16 protein-coding genes are annotated in these 15,100 nt (G+C 40.1%); 9 read left to right on the top strand and 7 right to left on the bottom strand.

The window, feature by feature from the left end:
* Nucleotides 1-21 precede the first annotated feature (21 nt).
* Both ACNKW3_RS02710 and ACNKW3_RS02715 read left to right on the top strand, forming a co-directional pair.
* Nucleotides 22-1,113, top strand: coding sequence for a histidine kinase (locus ACNKW3_RS02710; RefSeq protein ID WP_427397727.1), 1,092 nt, complete (start codon nt 22-24; stop codon nt 1,111-1,113).
* Nucleotides 1,106-1,714 (top strand): response regulator, encoded by a 609-nt coding sequence (locus tag ACNKW3_RS02715; RefSeq protein WP_427397728.1) that lies wholly within the window; start codon nt 1,106-1,108, stop codon nt 1,712-1,714. The genes ACNKW3_RS02710 and ACNKW3_RS02715 overlap by 8 nt, the downstream gene beginning before the upstream one ends.
* Before the next feature lies 1 nt (nt 1,715).
* Here ACNKW3_RS02715 and ACNKW3_RS02720 read toward each other — a convergent pair whose 3' ends face one another.
* The 5 genes from ACNKW3_RS02720 to ACNKW3_RS02740 all read right to left on the bottom strand — a co-directional run bounded on the left by ACNKW3_RS02720 (nt 1,716) and on the right by ACNKW3_RS02740 (nt 7,756).
* Nucleotides 1,716-3,131, bottom strand: a complete 1,416-nt coding sequence (locus ACNKW3_RS02720) for a YdgA family protein (RefSeq protein WP_427397729.1) — start codon at nt 3,129-3,131, stop codon at nt 1,716-1,718.
* A 75-nt stretch (nt 3,132-3,206) separates the two neighbouring features.
* Nucleotides 3,207-4,955 (bottom strand): DUF885 domain-containing protein, encoded by a 1,749-nt coding sequence (locus tag ACNKW3_RS02725; RefSeq protein ID WP_427397730.1) that lies wholly within the window; start codon nt 4,953-4,955, stop codon nt 3,207-3,209.
* A 24-nt stretch (nt 4,956-4,979) separates the two neighbouring features.
* Complete coding sequence (locus ACNKW3_RS02730; RefSeq protein WP_427397731.1) at nt 4,980-5,303, bottom strand: DUF1820 family protein; 324 nt, start codon at nt 5,301-5,303, stop codon at nt 4,980-4,982.
* Between the two features lie 325 nt (nt 5,304-5,628).
* The gene (locus ACNKW3_RS02735; protein ID WP_427397732.1) at nt 5,629-6,207 is read right to left on the bottom strand and encodes a TetR/AcrR family transcriptional regulator; all 579 of its coding nucleotides are present in this window, start codon (nt 6,205-6,207) and stop codon (nt 5,629-5,631) included.
* A 172-nt stretch (nt 6,208-6,379) separates the two neighbouring features.
* The gene (locus ACNKW3_RS02740) at nt 6,380-7,756 is read right to left on the bottom strand and encodes an NAD-dependent succinate-semialdehyde dehydrogenase (protein ID WP_427397733.1); all 1,377 of its coding nucleotides are present in this window, start codon (nt 7,754-7,756) and stop codon (nt 6,380-6,382) included.
* A 263-nt stretch (nt 7,757-8,019) separates the two neighbouring features.
* Between ACNKW3_RS02740 and ACNKW3_RS02745 the strand changes: the two genes are divergently transcribed.
* Nucleotides 8,020-9,681, top strand: coding sequence for a M28 family metallopeptidase (locus ACNKW3_RS02745; RefSeq protein ID WP_427397734.1), 1,662 nt, complete (start codon nt 8,020-8,022; stop codon nt 9,679-9,681).
* A gap of 57 nt (nt 9,682-9,738) precedes the next feature.
* On the opposite strand, the gene slmA is transcribed toward ACNKW3_RS02745, so the two are convergent.
* Together slmA and coaBC are read right to left on the bottom strand one after the other, a co-directional pair.
* The gene (gene slmA, locus ACNKW3_RS02750) at nt 9,739-10,326 is read right to left on the bottom strand and encodes a nucleoid occlusion factor SlmA (RefSeq protein WP_427397735.1); all 588 of its coding nucleotides are present in this window, start codon (nt 10,324-10,326) and stop codon (nt 9,739-9,741) included.
* A 17-nt stretch (nt 10,327-10,343) separates the two neighbouring features.
* Nucleotides 10,344-11,573 (bottom strand): bifunctional phosphopantothenoylcysteine decarboxylase/phosphopantothenate--cysteine ligase CoaBC, encoded by a 1,230-nt coding sequence (gene coaBC, locus ACNKW3_RS02755; RefSeq protein WP_427397736.1) that lies wholly within the window; start codon nt 11,571-11,573, stop codon nt 10,344-10,346.
* 81 nt (nt 11,574-11,654) lie between these two features.
* Between coaBC and radC the strand changes: the two genes are divergently transcribed.
* From radC to ACNKW3_RS02785, 6 genes are all read left to right on the top strand, one after another.
* Nucleotides 11,655-12,329 (top strand): RadC family protein, encoded by a 675-nt coding sequence (gene radC / locus ACNKW3_RS02760; protein WP_427397737.1) that lies wholly within the window; start codon nt 11,655-11,657, stop codon nt 12,327-12,329.
* Between the two features lie 29 nt (nt 12,330-12,358).
* The gene (locus tag ACNKW3_RS02765) at nt 12,359-13,120 is read left to right on the top strand and encodes a glycosyltransferase family 25 protein (RefSeq protein ID WP_427397738.1); all 762 of its coding nucleotides are present in this window, start codon (nt 12,359-12,361) and stop codon (nt 13,118-13,120) included.
* A gap of 2 nt (nt 13,121-13,122) precedes the next feature.
* Nucleotides 13,123-13,953 carry a glycosyltransferase family 2 protein gene (locus ACNKW3_RS02770; RefSeq protein WP_427397739.1) on the top strand — a complete coding sequence of 277 codons (831 nt, stop codon included), beginning with the start codon at nt 13,123-13,125 and terminating at the stop codon, nt 13,951-13,953.
* Between the two features lie 133 nt (nt 13,954-14,086).
* Entirely contained in the window at nt 14,087-14,323 is a 237-nt protein-coding gene (gene rpmB / locus ACNKW3_RS02775) for a 50S ribosomal protein L28 (RefSeq protein WP_427397740.1), read from the top strand.
* An 11-nt stretch (nt 14,324-14,334) separates the two neighbouring features.
* Nucleotides 14,335-14,490: a 50S ribosomal protein L33 gene (rpmG, locus tag ACNKW3_RS02780; RefSeq protein WP_136252789.1), complete on the top strand. Its 156-nt coding sequence runs from the start codon at nt 14,335-14,337 to the stop codon at nt 14,488-14,490.
* Between the two features lie 125 nt (nt 14,491-14,615).
* Complete coding sequence (locus ACNKW3_RS02785) at nt 14,616-15,092, top strand: hypothetical protein (RefSeq protein ID WP_427397741.1); 477 nt, start codon at nt 14,616-14,618, stop codon at nt 15,090-15,092.
* Nucleotides 15,093-15,100 lie beyond the last annotated feature (8 nt).

Below are 15,100 nucleotides of genomic sequence, written 5' to 3' on the forward strand. Positions count from 1 at the left end.
ACAAACAGGGATTCTAGGTAGATGGGATTTTTACACCGAATCCACCAATGGTTGCTGCCGCCTAGGCGGCAACTTGGCTTCTTGCCTTACGTCTGGTTATTATACTTGGCGTTGTATTATTTTAATTTTTTCTTCAAGTTACCAAGTCCTCCAGAGCTCATTCTATCTATCCTTGCAACCTTGGTATTTTTAGTTCTGTATTTTTCAGCCTACCGTCGTCAAGGACTTGCTTTAGCTCTGCATATTCTCGCTTTTTTCTTAATTGGTGCTTTATGTGTATTTATTAATCTAGGTGCTAGTGTTTTTATGGTGTACGCAGCCTCTTTTTGTGCTCAGTTTCCAAACGCTAAACACGGCTTTACCGGTGTCCTATTAATCATTGTAGGCATTGGACTTTATGCTCTAATTTTTCAACTACCATTAGTTTTTTATGCGCCTGCCATGTTTTTCGCACTATTAGTCGGTGGGACCAATATCTATTTTGCGGATACCGCGCGCAAAAACTTTATCATTAAAAAATCGCAACAAGAAATACAGCAATTGGCCACCATTGCAGAGCGTGAACGCATTGCAAGAGATCTACATGACCTCATCGGGCATACTTTTTCTTTGATAACCAGAAAAGCTGAACTGGCACAAAAACTACTTAAAATAGATGTGCAAAAAGCGGAGAGTGAATTAGCTGATATAGAGAATGAGAGTCGTCAAGCATTGAGTCAGGTGAGAGAAGCAGTTTCAGGTTACAGAACTACCACTTTGGAAAATGAACTTACCGCTGCTAAGTATTTGTGTGAGGCCGCAGAATTGGAATTTCAATCAGATATTCCACAGCTAGATTTACCCGACCATATTAATCATGCTTTTGCCTATATTTTGAAAGAAGCAATGACTAACATTTGTCGTCATTCAGAAGCTTCTATTGTCAGAGTCTTGCTTAATAGTAAAGACCAACATCTGATGTTCTATATTCAGGATAATGGTAACGCTCAAGATCTATCCTATGGTAACGGACTTACGGGTATCAAAGAACGTGTTGAAAGCTTAAATGGAGAGTTTTCAGTGAATATTGACAATGGAGTTAAATTGCAAATCGAGGTGCCCTACCATGTCTGAGATTCGAGTTGTAATTGCAGAAGACCAAAATATGTTGCTAGGCGCATTAGCGTCAATTTTGACCTTGGAAGAAGATATCAACGTGATTGGAAGGGCTAAAGATGGCGCTGAAGCCTTACAATTGGTAAAAAGTTTACAGCCGGATGTGTTACTGACGGATATTGAAATGCCTAAAATGACAGGATTAGATGTCGCCAGAGAGATCCAGCAGTTAGAGCTAAGAGTTAATGTGATGATATTAACCACGTTTTCCCGTGCTGGATATTTAAAGCGTGCGATGGAAGTTGGCGTGAAAGGCTACATGTTAAAAGATTCGCCAAGTGACCAACTTGCCGGCGCCATTCGAAAAATTCATTCAGGTCGAAAGGTCATAGACCCTGAACTAATTGTCGATGCCTATGATCAAATAGACCCACTTTCAGATAAAGAACGACAAGTGTTAAAACTAGCGGCTGATGGACTTTCTACTCAGGCAATAGCTGATCAGCTCTTTCTTTCTTCGGGCACTGTTAGAAATTACTTATCTAATGCTTCGAGCAAACTTAACGCCAAAAATCGCGTTGAAGCTGCTCGAATTGCTCGTCAAAAAGGTTGGTTATAACCTAAAAAGGCAACGGCATAGGATTACCGTTTAGCATCGCTTGTGCATTTTCCATGGTGAAGGTGAATTCATAACCTTCATCTATCTTGGTCAGCAGACCTTGTTGCACTAAGGCTTCAATTGTAGCCTGAGATTGCTGCGCCACTATGGCGTTTTTATCTTCCTCACTCATTTGGGAGAATTGAGGATTAGCACGAAGTTGACTTCTTAGGGTCATCTCTGCAATGAACAGAGCTGCACCCTCTTCAACTAACAACTTAGCATCAACAACTGCATGCTCAGCCCAAAACGCTGGGTCATCTAAGGTATCGGGTAAAGCTTGAACATCCACAAGTTTTGAGTTTGCATAACCATCAAATTTAGATTCGTTAATTACCCCTTTAATTTGGGGTAGATTCAATTCTGGGTTTGCTTGCAGCTGCTCAAGTACGGAATCTTGTAAAAATGCCTGCATTATCACGTCTGCTTGCTCTGGAGAGTCGATAATATCTTCAGACATTTTCTGATAGGCTTTAAAAAAGCTTCTTTGCAAATTATTAATAGCGTAGTCAAGCTGCAGGTCTTGCATGGTAAAGGTACTGTTTACAAAACTAGCGATTTTAGTTGAAATTAAAATATCACCCAACTCGGTTGACGTATCATAATCGCTATCTAGATCCATAACTACATTGTCCAGTCTAGTTTCTTCACTGGTGCTTGGGTTCACAAAGCTCATGGTGCCGATGCTAATTGTAGCCACACCATTATATAAGGATTGTTCCCATGTCTGCATGAGACCTGCTTCAATGTCTGATTTGACGGTCATATTTTCAACAGACGCTACTTTAGTACCAAAAACCGATACCTCGAAAGAAGATGCTTGGTCACTTTCGTAATCGAAGGTATCCGTTGTTAAACGAGCATTTCCTTGCCAGCCGGTGGTTGAAAACGTCAGTCCGCTCTCTGGATCTGTGTAAGTTAATGCTGGAACCAAGTCACTGTATGAGGTAGTCCCAAGTAAACCATAGATACCTTCAGCAGAATAAATAAAGGCGTTACCCTCTGGCAATTCAAGATTTTCACTGGGCTCAGATAATGTCAGATTCACTTGCCAATCTACCCAGCCTAAGCCTAGTCCAGATTGGGTCAAAACAGGGCCATGTTGAGCTTTTATTGGAACAGTAAAAGACAATGCGTCTTGGTCTGCACTGTTCATCGAGCCGGCTAGCTCACCCATATCTAAGCTAATTACTAAAGAGGCTGAGGTTGAAAACCAGCCCTGCTCGCGGTCTTCTATGCTAGCTTTATAAAAAGGTTGTTCGCTGAGCTTTTCAGCAAAGTAATCTAGTTGATTGTTAAATGAGTTACCCGCAAATTTTGGTCCCACGAGACCAATAACTACGACTAAAAGTAAAAGTGCGAGGAAAAATTTCTTCATTCTACATCCTTGTTTTCTAAGTAATTAAAATTCTGCATTTCAGGGTTAAACGGCATAACACAAATCAAAGGTTATTTACTCCTCTAGTTCTGTCGCTATAAATGTATTAATGTTGTTTTCTAAAATTGATAGAGGAATAGAGCCACTTGCAAGCACTTTATCGTGAAATGCTCTCAAATCAAACTTATCACCTAATGCTTGTTCTGCTTTTGCGCGCAATTCTTTGATTTTTAATTCCCCAATTTTGTAAGACAGGGCTTGAGCTGGCCACGAAATATAACGGTCTATCTCTGTGCGCACATTATGTTCACTCAACGCAGTATTTTCCATCATGTAATTTAATGCTTTTTCGCGAGACCAACCATATAAATGCATTCCTGTATCAACCACTAATCGGCAGGCTCTCCACATCTCATAACTTAATCGTCCGAAATCGTCGTGGGGATCTTCGTACATACCTACTTCTATGCCCAAGTATTCAGCATATAAACCCCAACCTTCTCCGAACGCAGAGATATAAGTATTACGCCGGACTTTTGGTAGATGATCCATTTCGGCAGCCAGTGAAATTTGTAAGTGATGGCCCGGTACAGCTTCATGTAAAGTGAGTGCAGGCAAGGCGTACAATGGGCGTTTATCTAAAGCATAGGTATTGACCCAATAATAACCTGGCTGATCGTCACGACGGGGAGAAATATAGCGACCTGTTGTGTACTTAGGCGCTATGCTATCTGGTACTGCTTCAACGCCATAAGGTGTGCGAGGTAATTTATAAAACAGCTTAGGTAATTTGGCATCAATTTTTTTCGCAATATAAGACGCATTAATTATGAGCTCTTCGGGCGTTTCTGCATAAAACAATGGGCTTGTTCTAAGATAATTAATAAAGGCATTAATATCACCATCAAATTCTAATTCATCCACAATACCTTGCATTTCCGCGCGGATACGAGCGACTTCTTTTAAGCCCATTTGGTGAATTTCTTCAGCGCTCAAATCCGTGGTGGTGTAATAACGAATTCTGTTGTTATAAAATTCTTCACCCTGAGGCCAGGTTTTCGCTGCTATATCGTCTTTAGCCGACGGTTTATAGGTGTTGACGAAAAAGTCGTAGAAATTTTTATAAGCACCCGAAGCAGCATTGATTGCCTGCTTTAGCTGCTCTGTTTGCTTATCGGTTAAGGTAAGTTGGCTATTTTTAACCGGGGCATAAAATGGATGTTGCTTAAACTTCTTATCAAAATAAGGAGTGATGGTGTCTTCGTAACCCACTAACACGGCTTTTGGTTGTACATGAGCGTGGGCAATTCCCTGCTTCATGTAAGCAATATTGTGTTCGAACTGAACAGGTACTGCAGATAGCATCTTGATGAAGTTGTTTAGGCCTTCTTGGTTTTTTATAGAGAAATTCGAAATTGATGAGGCAATACTGCTGTGAAAACCATATTCAGACGTTATTGGGACTCGATATTCATGAAACTCAAATTGATCAACATAGTTCTGTAATCGATATTTTTGCATGTATACCGATATATTTTCATCGTCTGTGAGCTGATCGCTTTCTATTTCGTCCAGTTGTTGTAGAAAAGTTTTGAACTTCAGGTTGCGAGCGCTCATTGCCGGCATAGTAATATCGGTAAAATAGGAATCTGACGCGACACCTTCTGCTCTTGCTAAGTTAGGAAACTGAGAAACTTCATAAGACCAAATTTCATCCAGTAGTTGGCTTAAATTTTCCGAAGCTGTGGTGGCAAGTGCTTGGTGTGTACTCACCAGTAAAAGCACTAGAGTACTAACCATGGACAACTTCTTAAGTCCTTTCATCTTCATGTTACCTGCCTTTAAGAATTATTTTTTTGGGGTGTAGATGGGCGAATTAATTGCGGTTACTTTATCAGAAAGCTGCGTGATTTTCGCGCTTCCTTGTTTCGCTACCTGATCTATACGCAAAACATTGTGCATTGGCACAAAAGTTCTTTCTACATCTGCAAATTCGTCTTTTAGTTTCTCATGACTGGGATCCAGCACAATTTCTGTGTGGTTATTCCACACAAAATCGCCAATTTCAATAAATCCAAAGATTGAACTGGTAGTCAGCTCCTTCACAAAAACTTCGTAGCGTTGTCCATTACTGATAAATTGTACTTTATAAATAGGAGATTTTTGACTCATACAACCGATAACCTCTAACCGTCTAATACCGATTTATTAATGTATAGAATAGCCTATAAATGGCGTTATTTCATAGGCTTTCAAGGCTTGATAGGTTATTTATTCATTCTTTCAATCGAGTCTTATGGCATGGGGGGAGTTACACCTAATTTTAAAAGACGCTGTGAACCCATCCATGGGCGCTCTACGAAATCATCCATGATTTCGAAGCTTTTAAAATTAGGTGTAACTCCCCCCATGCCATAACTACCATGATTACCTAGCTTTTAAATTTGGCTATTACTTCTCCACGTCTTTTGCTATAAAAAGATCACAATATACGAGGTCAAATCGAAGTTGCGGGTGATTCGAATAGCGCTTGAATCAAGGTATGAATATCTTCTTTACCTTGTTTTAAGTTGGCTGAGACAGCAAAACTTTGAGTAAGAAAAGTTAATTGTAAGGCTTCTTTTTCCACGTTTAGTTGTGGGCTAAGTTCGCCAGAAATTTGCGCTTTTTCTAATGTGCCGATTAACTGTTGAGTTAGGTTATCGTAGAAGTGGCGCCCAAGACCTTGAATAGTTTCGCTTTGATGTCCTACTTCCATGAGCATTTTGACGAGCAAGCAACCATTGGGAGTTATGACCTTTTCATAAGCATTAAAATAACTCGATATTGACTGATAAACTGAGCTTCCTGTACTAAACTGAGAAAACAGCGGATTGAGTTTGTGCTCAATGTAGTGGGCGACCAAGGCTTCGAAAAAGCGTATTTTGGTATCAAAGTGTTGATAAAAGGCACGGCGATTAAAGCCCGTTTTTTCGAGCAAGGTTTGCATATTACAGCCTGCAAAGCCTCGTTCAAGTACAACTGGGAGCGCGTAGTCTAAGACTAGCTCAAGCTGATACTTAGGTTTTTGTGACATGTTATCTCCAGCAACCAATAGCATCATTCAAGAATGAATATTCTTATACGCCTTAACACATTTAAAAACAAGTAGAATTTGGGTATTTGATTGTTACACCATCATACAATAAAAAACGCTTGGTGAGGCACCAAGCGCGTAGGTTACTACTTTGAGAAATTTTTAGCTCTAGTTAATCAGCAATAAAAATAGTCTTCTCATTGACAAACTCTCGCATCCCAAAACCACCATGTTCTCGGCCATACCCACTGTTTTTCACACCACCAAAAGGCAGATTTGGTTGAGCCAAAGAATAGCCATTAATGTTCACCATGCCAGTGTCAAACTCGTCTCGAGCAAGTTTTATCGCCTTCTTCTTATCCTTAGTGAAGATACCTCCACCAAGTCCATAACGTGAATCGTTAGCGATGCGCATAGCGTCTGCGTCACTTTCAGCTTTGATCAGTGAAGCAACCGGGCCAAACAGCTCATCATCGTATGCTGGCATACCTGGTTTTATATTTTCTAATACCGTGACGGGATAAAACCACCCTGTAGTATCAGGAATTTCCCCTCCTAGTAAAAGATTAGCGCCACTATCTATAGATTCTTTCACTTGGTTATGAAGTTTATCTCTTAAATCTTCACGAGCCATTGGGCCGAGATCAGTATCTTTAGCCTCTGGGTCTCCAACTTTCAGCGCTTTAAAAGCACTTAAAAATTGTTGTTTAAATTCGTCATAGACTGAAGCGGAAATGATAAAACGTTTTGCAGCTACACAAGTCTCTCCGTTATTCACAATACGTCCCTGCACACAAGCCTCTACCGCGGTTTTAATATCAGCGTCTGACAACACCACATAGGCGTCGTTGCTCCCCAATTCTAAGACAGTTTTTTTAGATAGACCAGCAGCCGTTTCCGCTACTGATTTACCTACTTCATCGCTACCTGTGAAGGTAACACCTCGTACCTTATCGTGTTGAATAAGCGCGCTAGCAGTTTTACCGTCTATAAGTAACGAATGGTAGACATGTTTTGGAAAACCCGCGTCCTGATATAATTTTGTAATGAGTTCGGCCATGCCGAAAACATTTTGCGAGTGTTTCATGACAGTTGTATTTCCTGCCATAATATTAGCTGCACTGTAACGAATGACTTGATATAGAGGAAAGTTCCAAGGTTGAATACCTAATATGACACCGATCGGCTGAAATGTAATTATAGCGGAACCGCCTTCATATTCTCGATCTTCGTCCTTCAATACAGAAGCTCCTTGGTCTGCCGTGTAACGACAAATAGCGGCACAGAGTTCAATTTCTTGCTTGCCTTGTTCTACAACTTTTCCCATTTCTTTTACCATTAAATTGAGAATAGTGTCAGATTGCTTTTCAATTTCATCAGCTAAGTTATTCATTAGCCTCTTTCGTTCATCAAAGTCAGTTTTTTTCCACTCTAAAAAGGCTTGGTGTGCAGCATCAACTGCTTCGTTTGCTTCTTGCTCTGTAGCTAGAGTATATTCAGCAACCGTTTGTTCTGTCGTTGGATTAATTGTTTTAACTTTATTGGCCACGATAAGTCTCCTATTTTGCATATTGAATTCCATTTAGCAAAACAGAGGCCACAAATTAATACTATAAATTTCAACTGGTTATGTTTTTATTGATGGGGGCGACTAGAATGGTTTACACGGTTTTCATTTATAAGAGTAGTTTTTTCACACCTTACTATTCTGTCCTGATTGGATAGATTTTAGGTAAATTGTAGGAAAGCGATCAAATATGACCCTATTTATGGTATAAATTGATAGTTAAATAACAACAAGAGAACTAATACGTGAGACAGAAGTTTATTATAACGCTAGTTGCTGTTACTAGCATCCTAGGCTGCACATCTACACAGCCTTCAAACCAAAGCAACCCAGCAATTTCATCACCTACTCCAAACATTGAAAATATAAAAGGCCACATGAACTTCTTGGCCGATGATTTACTGGAAGGTCGAGATACAGGCTCTAGAGGTGCTGAGTTGGCAGCGCTTTATATTGCCAGTGAATTTAAAAAATATGGATTAACCCCTGGCGCTGGGAATGATTCGTTTTTTCAGCGAGTCACCTTTCGCAAAGCTTTACTTGTCCAAGAGTCACCTTCACTTACTTTCAGTGGCGAACAAACCTTAGCATTGGACTATCCGAGTGACTATATTGTTGGTCCAAGTGCCGCTAGAGTGGATTCAAAAGTAAATGCTGAACTGGTCTTCGTTGGCTATGGTATTGTGGCGCCTGAATTTGAGCATAATGACTATGCCGATTTAGATGTTGAAGATAAAGTTGTTGTTATGCTGTCAGGCAAACCTGCCTCTTTTCCGTCTGAAGAAGGTGCTCACGTAGCATCGGGAAGTCAGAAGTCTAAATACGCGGTTGAGCGCGGTGCAATTGGTATCATCACATTGCAAACCCCTGCCGGTGAAAAAGTTCGTCCCTATCAGACGTCATTGAATTATATTCATACACCAAGAATGCGTTGGATTGGCGAAGATGGAATCCCCGGCAATGTGCATCCAGAAATTCAAGCCTCTGCATATTTAAGTATGCCCACGGCGAAGAAATTATTTGAAAATGCCGGCAAAGACTTAGAACAAGTTTATGCGCAATTAGAAAATGATGAAGTACCTGTAGGTTTTGAATTGCCCGTTACAATGGAGTTATCTTATCAGTCGACCCATGAAGATTTAACTAGCCCAAATGTGGCTGGTGTGTTGCCAGGTTCAGATCCTGAATTGGCAGATGAGTTTGTAGTGTTTACTGCGCACTATGATCATATCGGTATTTCAAAATCGGTTGAAAAAGATCGTATTAATAATGGCGCTATGGATAATGCCACAGGTACTTCAGTATTGATGGAAACTGCGCGTATGTTTTCAACCCTAGCTGAAGCGCCCAAACGTTCAATTTTGTTCTTGGCGGTAACAGGGGAAGAAAAAGGTCTGTTAGGTGCTGATTATTATGCACAAAACCCAAGTGTTGAGGGTGAGATGGTAGCCAATGTGAATTTAGACATGCCGCTACTAACTTATGAATCAGCTGACGTTATTGCTTTTGGTGCTGCGCACAGTACCATGGGTAAATCTGTAGAAAATGCAGTAGCAAATGCTGGCATTAGCCTTAGCCCAGATCCATGGCCAGAATTGAATTTGTTTACTCGTTCAGATCATTACGCCTTTGTAAAACAAGGCATTCCAGCGGTCTTTTTGGTAACGGGAATAGAGTCAAAAACCCCAGGCATTGAGGGTGATAAGGTATTGAGTAATTTCCTGAAAACTAATTATCATCGCCCTTCAGACGATCTCAGCCAAGCCTTTGTGTGGCCTGCGGCGAAAACCTTTGCTCAAGTAAATTTTGAAATCGGTCTGGAGCTTGCCCAACAAGAAGCAAGACCTGCTTGGTATAAAGAGAGTTTCTTTGGAAAGACCTTTGGTAAGGTGTTTGTTCAAGAATAAAGGTATTGATAATAAAAAGGCGTTTTTGAGATTTTATCAAAACGCCTTTTTTATAGTTTAGAAATACTTAGTTTTAAACGCCATCCAATGCTCACCAAATTCGTGAGTCGGCTTACGATTGAATTTGCTGCGAATAAATTGATTAATACGTCCATCGACAAAACAAACTAGAATATTGGCTAAAACGGCTTCATTGATAACGGCCTCTTTACCTTCTCTTAGTTTTCTTTCTCGTAAAACCTGCTTAATTTGTACTTCGACACGATCGAATAACTGAGCTACACGCTCTCTCAAACGTTCTTGTTCACCGGTCAATGCATCTCCATTTAGGATACGCGTAATTCCGGGATTTTTCTCAGCAAATCCAAGTAATAAATGTAAAATCAATTGGCAGCGGTTGGCTGCGTCTTTTTCTTCAGCAATAATTTTATTTATACGAGAGAAAATAGTTTCTTCAATAAATTCAATTAATCCTTCAAACATGCGAGCTTTTGAGGGAAAGTGACGATAAAGAGCAGCTTCTGAAACGCCTACTTCTTCGGCTAACTTAGCCGTGGTAATACGTTGTCCATTGTTAGTTTCTAACATGCCAGCTAATGCTTGTAAGATTTGCGCCTTGCGATTAGGCTTTTTTGTTGCGGGCATAGCTTGTTCCCTACTTCTTATATAAGTTGTTCTTTATAATGTTTGTATTCTTGATAAACAAGATTCAATAGCTTGCCAGCAAGTGAGCGCTTACTTTGTTGTTTTAATTGGTACTCATTGTCAGCAGTTAAAACTATAAGCGCATTTTCATCAGAATTAAAGCCTAATTCTGGGTTAGATACATCATTTGCTGCAATCATATTCAGTTTTTTTCGGCGCAGCTTATCTTTTGCATAATCTTTAACATTCTGAGTTTCCGCCGCAAAGCCTAAAGTAAAAGGCGGATTTTTTCGGCCTGCAACCGTTTTTAAAATATCTGGATTTTGAATCAAGGTAAGTTGCATGGGGTCATCAGATTTCTTTTTGATTTTTTCATCGCTCACAGATTCAACGCGGTAGTCAGCCACTGCCGCACAAGCAATAAAAATATCTTGTTGCTCTATGCTGTCATTAACCCGTGCTAGCATGTCTTGCGCTGTGATGACGTTAAGCGTATTTACGTTTTCCGGCGGTTGGATATTTACCGGACCTGATACTAAGGTTACTTCTGCCCCCATCTGAGCTGCCGCCTCTGCCAGCGCATAGCCCATCTTACCTGAGCTATGGTTGCTGATATATCTCACTGGATCTATGATTTCGCGCGTTGGCCCAGCGGTAATCATAATTTTGATTCCAGATAGTTCGTTTGAAGGTGATTCTTGTAAACCAACAAAACTCACCACAGATTGCACTATCTCATCAGGTTCAAGCATGCGACCGAATCCTACGTCGCCACAAGCTTGCTCTCCTGATGCAGGACCTAATTGAAGGGCTTTTCTATCAAGCAAACGTTGCATATTTTCTTGGGTCACTTGCGCAGCCCACATTTGTTGATTCATCGCTGGAGCGATAAGCAATGGAGCGGTTGTTGCTAACGCTAGAGTGGTTAACAAATCGTCGGCAAACCCATTTGCTAGTTTTGCTATGGTATTCGCAGTCGCGGGCGCTATTAGAAAAACATCTGCCCATTTGGCTAATTCGATATGACCCATTCCAAGTTCAGCGTCTTCATCAAGTAAGTTGGTGCTAACTTTGTTTCCTGATACTGCTTGTAATGACAGGCTTGAAACAAAGTGACTGGCAGACGCTGTCAGTACAACGCGTACATTTGCTCCTTGCGCTTTTAATTTTCTGACTAAATCTGGTGTTTTGTACGCAGCAATGCCGCCGCAGATACCTAATAAAACGTTCTTTTGTACAAGTTGCATAATTTTCTAAATCAGGTTCAATAAAGGTTAGGGAACGGAATCTCTTTCATCATTAAAACATTGTTATTCAAGGAAGGAAACATGAAAATTATGCATTGGCCTGAGCAAGAGCGGCCGCGGGAGAAGCTTCTGCATTTTGGGGCAAGTACATTAAGCGATGCAGAACTCTTAGCCATATTCATACAAACAGGCACCAAAGACGCGAATGCGGTTAACTTAGCAAGAGAAGCCTTGTCATCTTTTGGTTCGATTCGGCAATTACTCAATGCGCCTAAACAAAAGTTATTAAAAGCCAAGGGCTTTGGTATCGCTCGCTATGTTCTGTTACAGGCTTGCGTTGAACTTAATCGTCGTTCAATGACAGAACAAATGGTGCGAGAACATAGCTTTACTAGGGCCGAAGATGCATCCAAATTTCTTCTACAACACTTACGAGATAAATCAAAAGAGGTTTTTTCAGTAATAATGTTGGATTCTCAACATCAATTGATTGCTAATCGAGAAATGTTTTCCGGCACCATAAACAGTGCAGCCGTTTATCCGAGAGAAATCGTGAAGCAAGCCCTAGAAGATAATGCCGCGGCTGTTATATTAGCGCATAATCATCCATCAGGTTTACCAGAACCGAGTCAGGCGGATCGATACATAACCAAAAAGATAGTAGAAGCATTGGCATTAATTGATGTAACAGTGCTTGATCACTTTGTTATTGGCGATGGAACTGCGGTATCATTCGCCCAGCGTGGTTACTTATAAAAACTTAAACTATTACGTCAACGGACTCTATGACACCAGTATTTCTAATTAATTTAGACAGATCTCCAGATAGATACGCTTTCTCAGCAAAACAGTTGGGAGAATATAGTATTGCGTTTCAAAGGATACAAGCAGTTGATGGTGTATCCCCCTTACCAAATAAATTCGATAATATTATAGCCGATGATTTTAGTGGCTATTATAAGAAGCTTTCAAATGCCGAATTAGGTTGTTATTTAAGTCACAAGAATTGCTGGGAAATTATTGTTAAGCAAAATATCGAGTATGCGATTGTTTTAGAAGACGACTTTTTATTAACAGAAAGTTTTCCCGCTGTGGTACAGCAGCTTTCAAATTTGCCAATAGAATGGGACTGTTTAAAACTAGCGGAACATCCAGCAAAGCGACATGCTGTTTTTGAGTTGCCTTTTCAACAGTGGCAATTAGTGGTTTACAACAAAGTACCAGCTAGAACGGGTGCATATGCTATTAGTCTTTCAGGCGCAAAAAAAATGTTAGCCCATGCAGAAAAGGTGGCACGACCTGTTGATATCGATTTTCAATATTGGTGGGAGATGCAGTTAGATATTTTTGGACTAAAACCTTACCCTGTTCTAATTGATACAAATAAAGAAAGTACTATTGATAATAACGGTAAAGGTCGTAAAAAGGCTGAGAAAAGCTTTTACAAGCAAGTGCGCCAAAAACTAGCATTTACTACTCAAAATATAATAAAAACAAACCAACGTGTTCGAGCTTTAAAGCAAAAATACCCTGATGGTAAGAAGTAAATATGAAACAGACTCCCACACTCGTAAGCGTAATTTTTTCAACCTATAACTCCATCAATTGGATGATGAAAACGCTTTGGGGTCTTCATTACCAAGAATTCCAGAATTTTGAAATTATCATTGCGGATGACGGTTCAACAGAAGAAACCAAAGAAGCTATTGATAGGTTTAAAGCTGAAACTGGTCGCGAAGTGAAGCATGTTTGGCAACCAGATCATGGATTTCAAAAAACTAAAATTCTTAATAAGGCCCTCGTAGAAAGCAAAGGCGATTATATAGTGTTTACAGATGGAGACTGTATACTACGTAAAGATTTCCTTGCCGTGCATGTTTCATTAGCCGAACCAGGATACTTTTTGTCAGGTGGGTATTTTAAATTGCCAATGGAAACTAGTGAGAAGATTACTCGCGAAGAAATAGCAAATGGGAAGGCCTTTGAACTCGAGTGGCTGTTAGCAAATGGACTCAAAAAAACGCATAAAACTATGAAACTGAGTGCAAAGGGACTAAAAGCAAAGCTATTAAATTCTCTAACCCCAACCAAGGCAACTTGGAATGGCCATAACGTATCTGGTTGGCGCGAAGATATTTTTAAAGCCAATGGGTTTGATGAACGCATGCAATATGGTGGTGAAGATAGGGAATTGGGAGAGCGTTTGTTTAATGCAGGTATAAAATCTAAACAAATTCGATATTCTGCAATTTGTATACATTTAGATCATGCCAGAGGTTATGTGACTCAGGAAATGCGTGATAAAAACGCGGCGATTCGTAAAACAACAAAGCAGCAAAGACTAACAAGAACCCCTTACGGGATCGAAAAAGATCAGTAATTTTTCCAATTTGAGTTGTTTTTTTGTGCTAATTACTGTATAAAGTGCGCCCTCATATTTAATAGCGTTTATAAGCAAGTTAGATGTTTGCTAAAAAATAAACAGCAAGGTTAGTTGTTCTGGAGACAAAGAAATGTCAAGAGTATGTGTAGTAACTGGAAAACGTCCAGTTGTAGGAAACAACCGTTCGCACGCGAAAAACGCAACGCGTCGTCGTTTCTTACCAAATTTACAAACCCACCGTTTTTGGGTTGAAAGCGAAAACCGTTTCGTAAAACTTCGTATATCTACTAAAGGTATGCGCGTTATAGATAAAAAAGGTATTGATGCAGTATTGTCTGACATCCGTGCTCGTGGTGAGAAGGTTTAAGGAATATATTCATGCGTGATAAAATCAAATTAGTATCATCTGCTGGCACTGGATTCTACTACACCACAGATAAAAACAAGCGTAACATGCCTGGCAAAATGGAGATCAAAAAATATGATCCTAAAGTGCGCAAACATGTTATGTTCAAGGAAGCAAAAATTAAGTAAGGCTAGGCCTTCACTCGTTTAGAGTGGTTTTGTCTCCATTTAAAACCCTGCTTTGGCGGGGTTTTTTGGTTTTTGCCTCAGATTATTTTAAGATATTAAAGCTATCGATTTGTTTGAGAAATTAAATGCGTAAACTATCCCAGAAAGCTTGGAACAATGTATTGATTTTTTCCATGTTGATTCTAATTGTTATCTTCAATTGGGAGCGTTTTTTCGGGATTGCGACCAATGATCGTATGCAACTAGTGCCCACAGGTTCAGTTGTATTGAGCATGCAAATAGATCAAGTGGTATTTGAACGCATCGGCACCAGTTGGCGAGTAAATGCACCCAAACAAGCCTTATCACCTGACTTGGATACTAACGCCATAGAAGACATGGTAAAAATGTGGCAGTCGGCGACTATCAAGCAACCTGATGTAGAAATTGATAAGTCTAGCCTATTTCCTTTAGATCATGTGGTTACCTTATTTGTGTCGGGAGAAGGCACCCCTTTGGTCTATTCGTTCAAAACCCTAAATGAGCAAGTATATGTCATTTATGATGCTCGATATTATGTATTAGACTTCCCAAGCCTTGAGCAGTTAGTTCCGCAACCTTAGAGATAAAA

Origin of the sequence: Glaciecola sp. 1036 (assembly GCF_050306235.1) — a bacterium.
Lineage (GTDB): Bacteria > Pseudomonadota > Gammaproteobacteria > Enterobacterales > Alteromonadaceae > Glaciecola.